Below are 14,792 nucleotides of genomic sequence, written 5' to 3' on the forward strand. Positions count from 1 at the left end.
AGCCATTCCATGAAGCACGCGACGTTGGAGTCCTCCAACTCGCGGCGACCGGGTGACCACAGCAGGTCGGTGCCGGTGTTCATCGTTGCCTTTCGCGGGGGTCGCACAGGGGATCAGCCTTGTTCGAGCTCGCGGAGCAGTTCTTCCGCGCGTGGCCACGAGCCGTGGCCCGAGGCTGGGTTGAGGTGGCCGACCTCGCCGAGTTCCACGAGGCGGCCGCCCCAGTTCCGGGCCAGCTCGGTGACGCGCTCGATGGTGCCCAGGGGGTCGTTGGAGCTGGCCGCGACGATGCTGGGGAAGGGCAGCGGCGAGCGGGGCACCGGTGTCCAGCCGTTCTCATCGAGCACCTCGGGGGTGGGGTAGCCCGCCGGCAACGGTTGCTCGAAGTCCGGCGGCGTCACGAGCAGCGCCCCGCGCACCTGGGCCTCGTGCCACTGGGACCAGTGGACCGTGATGATCACACCGGCGCTGTGCGCGACCAGCACCACGGGCGCCGCGATCTCGGCTATCACCTTGTCCAGTGCGGCCACGCGGGCCTCGCAGCTGAGCTGGTCCTGCGTGAGTGGGGGAACGGTGCGGACCGTGCGCCCGGCCTTGGTGAGCCGGTTCGCCAGCAGGGTCTGCCAGTGCTCCTCGACGTGGTCGCGCAGGCCAGGGACGATCACGACCACCGGCTCGGTGGTACGGCTCATGAGGACACCTCCGATTCCGTCGGCTCCGTCACCGCGGCGAGCTCGGTCAGCCGGCGTAGATCTCGGTCGTAGGCGCGGCGGCCGATCAGGAAGGCCGCTGTGGCCGCGATCGCCACGAGCGGGACGAGCTGGAGCGCGCCGAGCAGACCGAGCCGGTCCGCGAGCATCCCCGTGACCGCGGGGCCGGGGGCCAGTCCGAGCAGGCTGTTGGCCAGGGTGAGCGTGGCGAACGCCGTCGCGGCGATGGCCGCGGGGGTCAGGTTCGCCACCATGGCGGCCGCCGGCCCGGCCGTTCCGGCGCACAGCAGGGCTCCGAGCGCCAGCACCAGCAGCTGCATCGGGCCTGCCGGCAGGCGGAACGCGGTCGTCAGCAGGACGAGGGAGCCCACGCTGCAGCTGATGGCGACGGCCCACTTGCGGATCGGGGCGCGCCGGCTGATCCGGTCCGAGGCGATTCCGCCGGCGATCATGCCGATTCCGATCACCAGGGCGAAGAGCCCCGCGGTCGCGCCGGCCTTCGCGGTGGGCATGTCGTAGTAGCGGTTGAAGTAGCTGGGCAGCCAGGCGATCAGGGCGCCCGCGATGAACAGTTGCAGACCGCTGCCTATGTAGGCGCTGATCACCGAGACGGAGGAGAACAGCCGCGGGAGGAGCGCGCGGAGACGGGCAGGCGCGTCGGTGCCGGCCTCGCCCTCGGCCGGATCCTGCCTCGGTGCCAGCCGCTTCTCCGTGACCACGACGGCGTAGACGCCCGCGAGCACCAGGCCGAAGACGCCCATCACGCCGAACGCCCAGCGCCAGCCGTATGCCTGGGCCACGGCGCCGCCGATGGATATGCCCAGGACCGAGCCGAAGGCCCCGCCGGCGATGAAGGCGCCGGACAGGGTGGCCCGCAGGGCGACCGGGAAGACGCTGAGGACCACGGCGATGCCGACACTGCCGTAAGCGGCTTCACCGATGCCGACGAAGAGCCGGCCGATGAACATCTGGCCGTAGCTCGCCGCCACCGCGCAGCCGAGCGTCGCCAGGCTCCACATGGTCGCCGCGAGGACCAGGGACTTCACCCTGCCCCATCGGTCGGCCAGCAGCGAGAGGGGGAAGGTGAGCAGACCGACCATCAGCGCCACGATGCCGCTGAGGGAGCCCAGTCGGGCGTCCGAGAGCAGCCAGTCGGCCTTCAGCATCGGGAAGACGGCGTTGAGGACCTGCCGGGACATGTAGTCCGAGAGCAGGAGTCCGAAACTCAGTGCAAAGACGACCCAGGCGTAGCGCCGGGACACGGGCCACTCCGAGGAACCGGAACCGGTTCTGCCCGGGGCGGGTGCCGCAGTGGTGAGAAGCCCCATTGTCATCACCTCAACTGCTCTTGACGGAAAGGAAGGGTCAGAACGGTCTGTCGCCGATGATCCCGGCGCGCTCCATCCGGCGGACGGCGGGCCAGTAGTCCTGGACGGCGTAGTGCTGGGTGGAGCGGTTGTCCCAGATGGCGACGCTGTTCGGTGTCCAGCGCCAGCGCACCTGGTACTCGGGGACCGCGGCCTGGCTGATCAGGTAGTTCAGCAGGAGGCCCGCCCCGGGGGCGTAGTCCAGCCCGAAGCGCACGTTCTCGGGGGTGTGGTAGTTGACGAAGTGCATCGTGAAGGCGTTGACGAAGAGGATCTGTTCGCCGGTCTCGGGGTGGGTGCGCACCACCGGATGCTCCGCGTCGGGGAACTGCGCCTTGAGCGCGTGACGCTTCTCCTGCGGCATGACGGCGCCGAAGGTGGCCTCGATGCTGTGCCGGGCGCGCAGGTCCTGGATCTGGGTCTTGATGTGCTCCGGGAGGCGGCGGTGGGCCTCGGCCATGTTGACCCAGATCGTGTCGCCGCCCACCGGGGGCGACTCGACGCAGCGCAGCACGGCGCCCATGGACGGGTTCTCGCGCCAGGTGCCGTCGGTGTGCAGTGCGTTCTCGTAGTGCTCCGCCGGGCTGTCCAGGTCCTTGTAGATACGGACCAGGCCGGGGTGGTCGGGGTCGCTGCCGGCCACCGGGTGGTCCTCCAACGGGCCGAAGCGTTCGGCGAAGGCCACGTGTTCGGTGCGGGTGATGTCCTGGTCCCGCAGGAACAGCACCTTGTACATCAGGAGCAGGGCCCTGATCTCGGTGAACAGGTCGTCGTCGCGCGAGGCGTCGCCGAGGTTCACACCGGAGAGTTCGGCGCCGATGGTGCAGGTCAGGGGTTCGACCTTGATCGAGCCGCGGGAGCGCGGGCGCACGAGCGCGGGCGTGCCCTGCGCCGGGCCGAGAGTCTTTTCCATGGTTCTTCCTCCTGGACAGGGGCGTTGTGCTCGGCTCGCTCAGAGGACGAAGACGGACGATCCCGTGGTCCGTCCCGCCTCCAGCTCGTGGTGCGCCTGTACGGCGTCCTCGAGCGCGTAGCGCTGGTTGACCTCGATGGCGATGCGGCCGGAGGCGACGTGGTCGAAGAGCTCGCCCGCCAGCTCGGCCCGCTCGGCGGGGTCCGCGATGTAGTCGGCGAGCGCGGGACGGGTGACGAACAGGGAGCCGTTGACGGCCAGTTGCATGGCGTCGATGGGCGGGACCGGGCCGGAGGCCGTACCGAAGCAGACCAGCAGACCGCGGCGCCGGAGCGAGGCGAGCGAGGCGGCGTAGGTGGTCCTGCCGACGCTGTCGAAGGCGACCGGGACCCCGGCGCCGTCGGTCAGTTCGCGCACCCGCTCGGCCACGTTCTCGCGCTGGTAGTGGATGACGTGGTCGCAGCCGTGGGCGCGGGCGAGCTCGGCCTTCTCCTCGGTGGAGACGGTGCCGATGACGGTCAGCCCGAGCAGCTTGGCCCACTGGCAGACGATGAGGCCGACGCCGCCCGCCGCCGCGGTCAGCAGGATCGTGTCGCCGGCCTTCAGCGGGTGGATCCTGCGCAGCAGATACGCGGAGGTGAGGCCGCGCATCGTCATCGCGGCGGCGGTCTCGAAGCCGATGGTGTCCGGCAGCCGGATCAGCGAGTCGGCGGGCATGACCCGCTCCGTGCTGTAGGCGCCGAGCGGGCTTCCCGTGTACGTGACCCGGTCGCCCTCGGTGACATGGGTGACGCCCTCGCCCACCGCCTCGACGACACCCGCGGCCTCGACGCCCAGTCCGGCGGGCAGCGGTGCGGGATACAGGCCGCTACGGAAGTAGGTGTCGGCGAAGTTGAGTCCGACGGCCGCGTGCCGGATCCGTACCTCGCCCGGGTCGGGGTCGCCGACGACGACCTCTTCCCAGCGCAGGACGTCGGGACCGCCGGTCTCCTTGAAGCGAATGGCGTGAGCCATGAACGTGCTCCGTTGTTCGTGGGAGGTGAGGGGGAGAGAAAGTGGGCCGCCGGAGCCGGGAGGGGTGTCGCCCCGGCGGCCCTGTGGGGTCGCGTGGGTGCGCGACGGCGGGGTGCCGCCCCGTGCCGCGGTCAGACGTCGCGCAGCATGAAGCCGCGCTGACCGGGTCGGCGGTTCGGCACCATGCCGAGGCGGGCCAGCGTCTCGTCGGCACCGGAGTAGTACTCGCCGAGCTTGTAGATCTTCTTCGCCTCGGCGCCGGTCGCGATGTCGCGGCCGAGCGCCTCGGAGACCTGCACCATCTGCTCGACCTGTTCGACGGTGGTCATGCGCTCGCCCTTGCGTCGCCACAGGTTGTCCTCGTTGCCCACGCGCACGTGCACGCCGAGCGCGATGCCGATCGCGTTCATCGGCGCCACGGCGCGCATGGAGCTCTCGATGGTGAGGACGGCGCCGTCCGGGGTGCGGCGGACGAACTCGATCAGGTCGGCGGGGTGACGGCCCGCGAAACCGCCGCCGATGGCCACGTAGTTGAGGATGAGGGGACCCGTGTGGATGCCGGCCCGGATGAGCCGCTCCACGGTTTCGAGCTGGGCCGGCGTGGCGAGCTGGAAGTGCGGCTGGATGCGGTTCGCGTGCAGGCGCTTGAGGTGCTCCAGGTAGAAATCCGGGCCCGCCTCGACGACCATGTCGCGGTACGCCTTGTAGTACTCGGGCTTCGCGATCGAGGTGCCCTCCAGGTCGTCGTCGGTCATGATCTCGACGATGTTCATCTGGCTGGTGTTGATCGCGATCGTCACCTGGTCCGGCGCGGGGGTGAGGTCGGCCAGCAGGTGGCGGGTGTCGTAGCTCAGCCACTTCGCCTCGCTGCCCTCGTCCTCCGGGGCGAACGAGATCGAGCCGCCGATCTGCAGGACCATGTCCGGCACGGCCTGCCGCAGCCGGGCAAGCAGCTCGTTGAACATGGACATCCGCTTGGAGCCCTTGCCGTCGAGCTCACGTACGTGGATGTGGAGCACGGTGGCGCCGGCGTTGTAGCAGTCGACGGCCGCCTGGACGTGCTCGTCCATCGTCAGGGGCAGGTCGTCGGCGTCCCCGGGCAGCCACTCCGGCCCGTAGGGAGCGGCCTGGATCACCAGCTTCTCCTGGTTCTCCGGGAAAAGTGAGTCGTCGTGGAAGTGCACGGTCCGTCTCCTTCGTGCGATCGTTGATCACTCGCCGGGAGCATCGCCGCGTGCGATACGAGGGCATGAGATGTCCGGCGAGGATCGATGCGGGTCACCGGGGGACAGCGGGCGCATGGCGGCCCGGGTGCGCTCGGCCGGTCCGGAGGGGACGTTGGTGCACGGGGGGAGTACCACAGTCCCCTCCGGCGGCCGACCGCGTCTCCGCGGTGCTGCCAAGGTAGGGGCAAGCACCTGTGATTGCTTGACTCACTGGGACAAATAACTTGTCATTTGGGGACATCCCCTGAGTCATGCCGAGGGAGCCGGCACGACCCGGCCGAGCCCGTACCGCGCGTGGTGTCAGTCCTGGCCGGGGAGTTGCCGCCGGCTCCTGCCGTTGCGCCATGCCCGCGGGCTGCACCCGAACTGCTCGCGGAACCAGCGCGAGAACGCGCTCAGCGACGAGAAGCCCAGCAGGTCGGAGATCTCCGTCAGCGAACGCCGCGGGTTCGCGACGAACTGCTCCGCGAGGTGCATGCGGCTGGCGTTGAGGAGCGAGGAGAACGTCTCACCCGAGGTGGCCAGGTGACGGTGAACGGTGCGCCGGTCGACGCCCAAGCTGCGCGCGACCTGCTCGATCGAGCAGCGCCCGGTCGGCAGCAGGACCTCGATCAGCTCGCGCACCCGGTCCGCGACGGTGGTGTCCTTGGGGACCGCGATCGCATTGAAGTACTGGCGGGCGTACTCGTGGAGCAGCGGGTCCGCCATCGCGTTGGGCGCGGCGAGATCGTCGGCGTAGAAGACGATGCCGTCGAACTCGCGGCCGAACTCCACGACGGGGCCGAACACGCGCCGGTGCGTCGCGGCGTCCGCCGGGGCAGGGTGCCTGAACCAGACGGAGAGCGGCTGCCACCGGGGGTGCAGGAACGCGCGAAGGATCCGGTGGTAGGCGGCGACGGCCAGCTCCGTGGCCTGCCGGGCTTCCATCACCTCGCCGAGCCGCAGGCCGACCTGCAACGTGGCCAGTCCGTCCCCCTCGGACAGCCCGGTGTGCAGGATCTCGTTGTACATGTGCTGATGGCGGATCAACATCCCCAGAGCGCTTCGCACGTCCGGCTCCTCGCGGACGACCAGACTGATGGGGCCGAGATTGGAGAAGCGCCGGAACTCCGCCATGAGCACGCCGAAGTCCTCGTGACCCGAAGCTGCCGCCGACAGTTCCAGCACCTGGACCGCGGCCGCGCCGGAGATCCACCGGTCCTGGACCGCGAGGTCGGCGGTGTCCAGGCCGACGCGTTTCATCAGCGCCTGCGGGTCGATGCCGAGCGAGCGGCACAGCTCGACGTAGCCGCTGAGGGCTGCGGTGCGGACCAGGGGCCTCATCTGCACGCTCCAAGCCTGTCCCGAAAAGAAAAGCCTCTCGTCACGCCAGGACAAGCATGACGTGGGTGGGCAACCTAGCATGACGCCGTTCACCGGCACGGTCCGCAGTGCCAACCGCCCCGGGCCGGTGAACGCGTGAGGGTGGGAGGCGCACATGACCGGTAGGACGGACGCGGGTGAGGCGCTGCGCGCGCCCTGTTCGGGCCCTTCGGTGTGGCGGGGCGAAGATCTGACCGGGCCGTCCCGTCCCGCAGTACGCGGACGGGCACATACTCGGCCACGTCAGGGACACCGGCCGCAGCCTGGCCGATCCGGCGACACGCGGCTACCAGACCCGGGCGGCGCTGCCCTTCCACACCGACGGGGCCGATCTCGTCGCGCTGCTGTCCCTGCGGCCCCCCGGCACCGACCGTCGGCAGGAGCATCCTCCCGAGGAGCCGCCGTACACGGCCGCCCCTGTACCGACGGCGCTCGCGACGGGGTCACCCCTCGCGATGTGATCCGCCCCCGGAATGCCCCGTCGCAGGCCGAGACGAACTCAAGGAGATTGCCGACATGACCAACCTCGCCACGTTCCTGGTGGACTCCGCGGCGGCGCAGGGCGATTGCATCGCCGTGCGCCACGACGAGAGCACGCTCACCTACGCCCAGCTGGACGACGCGAGCGCCCGAGTCGCCGCCCTCCTGCGCGACCGCGGCCTGCGGCCCGGCGACCGTGTCGCGCTGACCATGCCCAACGTCCCGCTGTTCCCGGTCGTCTACTACGGCGTCCTGCGGGCCGGCGGCGTGGTCGTGCCGATGAACCCGCTCCTCAAGGCGCGTGAGGTGGCCTTCACCCTGCGCGACTGCGGGGCACGCATCGCCCTGGTCTTCCCCCTGTTCGCGGACGAGGTGGCGAAGGCCGCCGCCGAGACCGGAACCGCATGCCTGGTGACCGAGCCCACGGCGTTCGACGACATGCTCCGGGCTCACGAACCGATGCCCGGCATCGTCGAGCGGACCGACGACGACCCGGCCCTGATCCTCTACACGTCGGGCACGACCGGGACGCCGAAGGGGGCCGCACTCTCGCACCGGAACCTGGCCACCAACACCGCCACCACCGCCGAGACACTGCTCCAGGTCGGACCCGACGACGTGCTCTTCGGCGGCCTGCCCCTCTTCCACGCCTTCGGCCAGACCTGCGCGCTCAACACCGCCGTCGCCGCCGGCGCCACACTGACCCTGCTGCCGCGGTTCGAGCCGCAGCGCGCCCTGGAGATCGTGGCCCGTGACGGGGTCACCGTGTTCCTCGGCGTGCCGACGATGTACGCGGCGCTGCTCCACGCCGAGCTCCCCGAAGGCTTCGACGCCCACTGTCTGCGCCTGGCCGTCTCCGGCGGCGCCTCGCTTCCGGTCGAGGTGCTGCACGGCTTCGAGCGGCGCTTCGGCGCCACCGTACTGGAGGGATACGGACTCTCCGAGACCTCACCGGTCGCAGCCTTCAACCACCCGGACCGCGCACGCAAGGCGGGCTCGATCGGACAGCCCATCCGCGGAGTCGAGATGAAGATCGTCGCCGAGGACGGCGGCCAGGTGCCCGCGGGCGAGGTCGGCGAGATCGCGATCCGCGGTGAGAACGTGATGACCGGTTACTGGAACCGCCCGGAGGCCACGACGGAGGCGATCCGCGACGGATGGTTCCACAGCGGTGACTTGGCCCGCGTCGACGAGGACGGGTTCTACTTCATCGTCGACCGCAAGAAGGACCTGATCATCCGCGGCGGCTACAACGTCTACCCGCGTGAGGTCGAGGAGGTGCTGTACGAGCACCCGGCCGTCGCCGAGGCCGCCGTCGTCGGCGTGCCGCACCCTGTCCACGGCGAGGAGATCGCCGCGGTGATCACGCTCCGGCCCGGCGCCCAGGCCACGGCCGGCGAGATCCGCGACCACGTCAAGGACCGGGTGGCGGCGTACAAGTACCCCCGCATCGTCACCTTCACCGCCGAGCTCCCCAAGGGCCCCACCGGCAAGATCCTCAAGCGCGAGATCGTGGTCACCGGTCCGTGAACCACGCGCCGACGGGCCTCGCGCGAGCGGGCCGCGTCCTGGCGGCTTTGGCAAGCGTAGGAAGCGTTGCCACACCGGTGGCATCGAGTGTGCTCGGACCAGCACGGGCTGCACCGCCCGGAGGTGTTAGATGTACCCGGAGCTCCAGTACCTCGTTGACTCAGTGGCGACCAAGCTGTCACGCCCCGCGACCGTCGAGGACCGCAGACAGCGTCTGGTGGTCTACAGCCGGCACAGTGAGCTGCCCGACACGGTTCGCCATGCTTCGATTCTGCAGCGCTGCGTATCTGCCGAGGTGTTGGCATGGCTTCGACAGTTCGAGCTGGCCAAAGCGCGACACCCGGTCTGCATTCCCCACAACGTCTCGCTCGGCATGCTGCCGCGGAAATGCATACCGATCCGGCACCACGACCTTCTCCTGGGCTATCTGTGGCTCATCGATGCCGACGAGTCGATGAGCTCGGAGCAGATCGCGCTGGCCGAAACCGCCGCCCAGGACTTCGCTCTTGCGCTGCATCGTGAGGTGCTGGCCGGCGAACTCGCGCAGAACCGGGAGACAGAGGCGATCAGGAACCTGCTGCTCTGCGGCAGCGATGTTCAGTCCTCTGCGGCTCGGACCCTCATCGAGGGCAGGCACTTCGACCCCTCCCTCGGTGTCGTCGTGCTGGTGGCCCGGCCGGTGCTCACCCCCGATGCCGAGCCGGATGCCCAGGTGCGGCTCGCTCTCGAACATGCACTCGTCAATACCCGCCAAAGGCTGCCCGCAAGACACGCCGTCCACCTTGTCTCTCACAGCGACGGGTTGCTTCTCTTCGGCACGGACGGGGAGGTCGACGAGCTGACGGTGGACCGTTATGCGTCCCACCTCGACCACGCCCTGCAGACCGCGATGTCCGGACTCGAGCAGGTGTCGTCATCCGTGATCGGCGTCGGACAGCCACGGTCGGAGTTGACGCAGGCACGGGACTCCTATCTCGAGGCCGACCAAGCCGCTCGTATCGCTGCTTCCATGCCCGACGTCAGCCGGATTGCCCGATGGTCCCAGCTCGGTATCTACCGGGTACTCGCGCAGCTGTTCAGTCAAGACCTCGGCGATCTCGTGCTTCATCCCGGGCTCGAGCGGCTTTTCACCGATCCGGAGGCGCTGCCTCTGCTTCAGACGGTGGAGACCTATCTTGATCTCTCCGGGAACGCACTCGCGACCTCTCGACGCCTGAAGCTGCACCGTACGTCGCTGTACTACCGGATTCAGCGCTTTGAACACTTGGCAGGCGCCAACCTCAAAGACGGCAACGAACGTCTCTGCCTGCACCTCGGACTAAAACTCGCGCGATTCACCGGCCGCTACCGGCCCGCTGGCTGAACCCCAGTCAGGCGACGCCCCGCTGCCCCCCACTGCAGACGGGCGGCGGGGAAGGGCGACGGCCCCGCCACCGGATCGGTGGCGGGGCCGGCCTGTGTGTGCGGGGCCAGCCCGGCCCCGCACGAAGCGTCACATCAGGTGCAGGTGCGGTCGGGTTTGAGAGAGAAGTCGGCCAGGGTCGCCACGCCCTTCGTAATCCTGACCGATCGGGTCTGCGTCGCCCAGCCGTCCTTGGCCGCGACCAACGAGAGCGGGTTGGCGCTGACATCGAGCCAGAGCACGTACTTGCCGTTCCGGTCGGTCTTCAGCGTGTAGCTCGCCGCCTTCGAAGTGATCTGCACGGTCGCTCCGGTCAGTGGCGCCGACGTGCCGGTGCAGCTGACCCCGGTAACCGTACCGGCGATCTTTCCCCAAGTCAGGGGCGGGTTCACCGTGAGCGCCACCAGCGCCGAGGGGATCGCCCCGTACGGGGTCTTCGCCGCGATCGTGAGCTCCGCGGTGAACGTGCCCGGCTGGGTGATCTCGGCGACGTTCGCATGGAAACTCACGTTGAGGTCAACGCTCTCGCCCGGCTGGATCGTCACCTCGGCCTTGTCCACCGAGAGCCAGGGGATTTCGGCGCACTGGCCATAGCCGGGCAGCAGCTCGGAATTCTTGGTCGCCTCCCAGCCTGCGGGGGCACCTCCGATCTTGTAGAAGCCGCAGGCGGAGCCGCCGCGGTAGGCGGTGTTGTTGGAGTTGGGCAGCGCGGTCCAGGTATTGGAACCCGGGTCGTAGGCGAAGCCCTGGTTGGTGATCGTGGTGAAGGCGTCGGTCACGCCGCCGGACACGAGGAACTTGCCGTCCGCCGCCGAGACGCCCATCCCCCACAGGTCGATCGGCAGGTCGGCAACGGCGGTCCAGTTGCGGGACGACGGATCGTAGCTGTAGGCATGCTTGATGGTGCCGGCCAGGGTCGCCCCGCCCGCGCAGTAGAGCTTGTTCGCGATGGCGCCGCAGCCGAGCCAGGAGGCCGGCTCCGGATACGCCGTGCCCGGACTCCAGGAGTCCGACGCCGGGTCGTACGCCTGCACGGCCGTCCCGTTACAGTGGTCGTACCCGCAGCCGCCGGTGATGTAGATCTTGCCGTTGAGTACGGCCACGCCGGCGCCGGCGTACGGTTTCGGGTTGTCGGCGCCGGTGGACCAAGCGCCGGTCGCTGGGTCGTAGATCTCGGTCTTGGCGATCGGCCACCCGTACGTGTCCCAGCCGCCGAAGAGGTAGAGCTTGCCACCGTAGGCGGCTGCCTGCGCCCCCTCCCGGCCGATGCTCAGGTTCGGCAGGGCAGTCCACGCCTGGGCGACTGGGTCGTAGACGTAGCCCTTGCTGTGAGTAGCAGTGCCGTCGGTTCCGCCGACCGAGTAGACCTTGCCGCCGAGGGTGGCCACGGCGTTGTCCATGACCGGTACGGGGTAGTCGGCCACCGTCGTCCACGGCGCCGCGTACGGCGTCACCGAGGGCTCGGCGGTCGCCGACTGCGCGGTCTTGCCGGGCCGGAATCGCAGGGGTCTGTAGTGTCCCTTCACCTCCTGCAGCGGAGCACCCTTCTGCGCCGCCGCGGCGGGCTGGTAGCCGACCGGCTGCTTACCGATCTGGGCGGTCACCGGGGCGGTTCCGGTGTTCTTCAAGGTCACGGTGGAGCTGCCCTGGCCCTGCCAGTCGACGGTCGTGCTGACCTGGGCCGGGACCGCGATCCGGGGTGCGGGCAGGGCGAACGTACCGTCCGTTGCCTGGTCTGGGGCCACGTTGACGGTGATGTCCTGCGCGCTGTAGGAGTTCCCCACCGTGGCGTTGAACGTGCGCTCCCCGGTGAGCGAGGAGAACATCCAGTAGAAGCCGTCCCCCAGGTTCGGGTCGTTCGGCGTCGCCGCCGAGGTCGTCTTGTTCGTGGGCTGGTCGGCCGACGTCACCGTAGCCCGGTTGATCCCGGCCCCGGTGTTCTTGTCGGTCACCTGACCGACGACCAGGCCGCCCGGTGCCGGGTCGCACGTGCGGTCGCCGAGGAAGACGTCGTCGACCTGCCACCACCACCCGAAGCCGGAGGTGAAGTGGAACCTCACCTGGACGTTGGCCTTGCCGGCGGCCTGGGAGAGGTCCACGAGCTCGGTCCGCGGCCCCCGGACGCTGTCGCTGGTGTGGTGCCAGACGGTGTTCCACGTCTGACCGCCGTCGACGCTGAGATCGACGTCCCCGGTCATGCCCGCGACGGCGCGGTAGTCGGAGTGGAAGGACACGATCGGGTGGGTTCGCTGGCTGAAGTCCATGACCGGGCTGATCAGCGAGCTGTCCTGCTTGTTTCCGAAACCGTATTTCGCGCTGTCGAGGATGGCGAAACCGCCGGACCCGCCGGTGAGGTTGCCGCGCTTGCCGGGGTCGTTGAACACCCAGGTCTGGCCCTTGCCGACCTTGTCGTCGACGGTCCAGCCCGACGGCGCTGTGGTGCCGTCGAACGACTCGGTGGTGCCGTCGTGGTGGTGGCCGTACCCGGCCGCGCTGCAGGTCGTCTGGTCGACCGGCACGTTGACGTCATGAATCACATCCGCCGAACCCACCTGCACGTCTTGAGAATCCCGCCGGTAACCCGGATACAACGAGTCGACTTGCAACGTGTAGGTGTCGGAGACGGGCACGCTCAGCGTGTACTTACCCGTCCTGGGGTCGGTGTAGGCGACCGCCGTCGGGTCGTCCTTGACCCGTACCGTCGCATACAGCGGCCAGTCGTGACCGGAACCGTCATGGACCACACCGGAGACGTTCACGTGCGGCTTTGCGGTCAGCGCGAAGTTCTCGGTCACCGTCTGACCGTCGCCGATGGTGACACCCGAAACGGTCTTGGTGGCGTACCCGAACTTGCTCACGCTGACGTCGTACGTTCCCGCTGGCGCGGTCAAGGTGTAATGCCCCTGCTTGTCCGTCATCGCCGTGACGTCACCCACGGTGACCTTGGCCGAAGCCAGTGGAGCGGTGCCATCGGTGACGGCACCCGTGACGATGCCGTGCGGCCCGGAACGGAACGTCTCAACGTTCAGCAGCAGGTTGGGGGAACCGGTGCCCGGGGTGGTCACCACTCCGGTGGTGGCCGAGGAGGTCAGCGCCTCTGCCACCTGCGATGGGGTCGCGGCGGGGTTGTCCGCGAGGTAGAGCGCTGCCGCTCCGGCCACGTGCGGGGACGCCATCGAGGTGCCGGAGATGGTGTTGGTGTCGATGTCGCCGGTGTACCACGCCGACTTGATGGATGACCCGGGCGCGAAGATGTCCACCACGCTGCCGTAGTTGGAGAAACTGGAGCGGGCGTCGACGGTGCTGGAGGAGGCGACGGTGAGGGCCTCGGTCACGCGGGCCGGGGACGAGTTGCCGGCGCTGGTGTTCTCGTTGCCCGCCGCCACGGCGTAGGTGACCCCGGAGGCTATGGAGTTGCGAACAGCGGCGTCCAGCGCCGTGTTGGCACCGCCACCGAGGCTCATGTTGGCCACCGCCGGCTTGACGGCGTTGGCCGTCACCCAGTCCACGCCCGCGACGACGCCGGAGATGGAGCCGCCGCCGTTGTTGTCGAGCACGCGTACCGCGACGATCTTGGCCGCCTTGGCCACACCGTACGACGAGCCCGCGACCGTGCCGGCGACGTGCGTGCCGTGGCCGGCGCCGTCCGCGGCGATGTTGTCGCCGTCCACGGCGTCGTACCCGTAGATGGCGCGGCCGCCGAAGTCCGCGTGGCTGATGCGTACACCGGTGTCGATGATGTAGGCCGTGACTCCGCTGCCCGCCGTACCCGCGTAGGTGTAGCTGTTGTCGAGCGGCAGGGCTCGCTGGTCGATCCGGTCCAACCCCCAGGAGGGCGGGTACGGCTGAGTGCCGCTCGGGCCGGTGGCGGTCGCCTTGACGACCGCGTCCTGCACGACCGACTCCACGGCCGGGTCGGCGGCGAACCGCTTGGCCTGCTTCTCCGTCAGCTCGACGGCGTAGCCGTTGAGCGCCGTGGTGTAGGTCTTCTTGACCTTGGCACCGTACGTGGCGGCCAGCGCCTTGCCCTTGAGCGAGTCGGCGTCGGCACCCTTGCGCAGGATCACGATGTACCGATCCTTGATGGCACCGGGCGCGCCCGCGTTCTCGATCGTGCCTTCGGCCTGGCTCGCCGCCGTCGCGGGCAGCGCCGGACCGACGCCGAGCGTCAGGGCCGCGACGGTGACCGCGGCCGCGCCTCTGAGGGTGCGCCGGGTACGTGAAATCACTGGCATCAACGCGAGCGGACGCGACCTATAGAGGGATGGTCGCGGGGAGGGGGGATGAGACATGTACAGCTCTCTCCTACAGAGATGCAAACCCGAATCGTGAATTCCTAATGATTTCGGCCGAGATCATGTCGGTCTTTCCGTCGCCGCCATAGTCCGAGGCAGATTCCCGTGCTTCCAGAATCTGGATCGACCGGACGGTGCACGAGACTTTGTTCGTCCCTTCTGCCGGATGACAGGTTCGCGCGGACTTTATGACCGGCGGAACAGCTCCGTCATCGGTCGAAAGTCGAGACGATCCCAGCGCCGGCCCGACGAATGTCGAACCATGCAGACGCCCGGCGGCTCGACATCCCCCTGAACACGCAAAAACACCTGGCCGGGACGACTGCCCACAGCGTCCGTGGGGGGGGGGGGCGGGGGGGGGGCGGGGGGGGGGGGGGGGGGGGGGGGGGGGGGTTTTTGGGGGGGGGGGGGGGGGGGGGGCCTCCCCCGCAAAAGCCCCCCCGAAACACAAAAAACCCCCGGTCTGGGCCGACTCCCCCCCCCCTCCCCCCGC

The 14,792-nt window shown here is 69.3% G+C and carries 9 protein-coding genes and 1 pseudogene; 2 read left to right on the forward strand and 8 right to left on the reverse strand.

Annotated elements, in window-relative coordinates; genetic code table 11:
- Positions 1–113: 113 nt before the first annotated feature.
- The 6 genes from ACZ4VI_RS21710 to ACZ4VI_RS21735 all read right to left on the reverse strand — a co-directional run bounded on the left by ACZ4VI_RS21710 (position 114) and on the right by ACZ4VI_RS21735 (position 6,553).
- The gene (locus tag ACZ4VI_RS21710; protein ID WP_468001413.1) at positions 114–692 is read right to left on the reverse strand and encodes an RBBP9/YdeN family alpha/beta hydrolase; all 579 of its coding nucleotides are present in this window, start codon (positions 690–692) and stop codon (positions 114–116) included.
- A complete protein-coding gene (locus ACZ4VI_RS21715; protein ID WP_468001415.1) occupies positions 689–1,972 on the reverse strand; it encodes an MFS transporter in 1,284 nt (427 codons plus the stop codon). The genes ACZ4VI_RS21710 and ACZ4VI_RS21715 overlap by 4 nt, the downstream gene beginning before the upstream one ends.
- Before the next feature lie 103 nt (positions 1,973–2,075).
- Entirely contained in the window at positions 2,076–2,990 is a 915-nt protein-coding gene (locus ACZ4VI_RS21720) for a TauD/TfdA dioxygenase family protein (RefSeq protein WP_468001416.1), read from the reverse strand.
- A gap of 39 nt (positions 2,991–3,029) precedes the next feature.
- Positions 3,030–4,004, reverse strand: a complete 975-nt coding sequence (locus ACZ4VI_RS21725) for a quinone oxidoreductase family protein (RefSeq protein ID WP_468001418.1) — start codon at positions 4,002–4,004, stop codon at positions 3,030–3,032.
- Positions 4,005–4,135: 131 nt separating this feature from the next.
- Positions 4,136–5,188 carry a beta-keto acid cleavage family enzyme gene (locus ACZ4VI_RS21730; protein WP_468001420.1) on the reverse strand — a complete coding sequence of 351 codons (1,053 nt, stop codon included), beginning with the start codon at positions 5,186–5,188 and terminating at the stop codon, positions 4,136–4,138.
- Positions 5,189–5,530: 342 nt separating this feature from the next.
- Positions 5,531–6,553 carry an AraC family transcriptional regulator gene (locus ACZ4VI_RS21735; protein ID WP_468001505.1) on the reverse strand — a complete coding sequence of 341 codons (1,023 nt, stop codon included), beginning with the start codon at positions 6,551–6,553 and terminating at the stop codon, positions 5,531–5,533.
- 555 nt (positions 6,554–7,108) lie between these two features.
- Here ACZ4VI_RS21735 and ACZ4VI_RS21740 point away from each other — a divergent pair.
- On the forward strand, positions 7,109–8,602 hold the full coding sequence (locus ACZ4VI_RS21740; RefSeq protein ID WP_468001422.1) for a long-chain-fatty-acid--CoA ligase: 1,494 nt from the start codon (positions 7,109–7,111) through the stop codon (positions 8,600–8,602).
- A gap of 163 nt (positions 8,603–8,765) precedes the next feature.
- The gene (locus tag ACZ4VI_RS21745) at positions 8,766–9,965 is read left to right on the forward strand and encodes a PucR family transcriptional regulator (protein ID WP_468001424.1); all 1,200 of its coding nucleotides are present in this window, start codon (positions 8,766–8,768) and stop codon (positions 9,963–9,965) included.
- Between the two features lie 134 nt (positions 9,966–10,099).
- Here ACZ4VI_RS21745 and ACZ4VI_RS21750 read toward each other — a convergent pair whose 3' ends face one another.
- On the reverse strand, positions 10,100–12,997 hold the full coding sequence (locus ACZ4VI_RS21750) for a carboxypeptidase regulatory-like domain-containing protein (RefSeq protein WP_468001507.1): 2,898 nt from the start codon (positions 12,995–12,997) through the stop codon (positions 10,100–10,102).
- A 3-nt stretch (positions 12,998–13,000) separates the two neighbouring features.
- A pseudogene (locus ACZ4VI_RS21755) lies at positions 13,001–14,239 on the reverse strand (S8 family peptidase); the annotation flags it as partial.
- Between the last annotated feature and the right edge of the window lie 553 nt (positions 14,240–14,792).

The organism is Streptomyces sp. NPDC029169 (genome assembly GCF_055563935.1).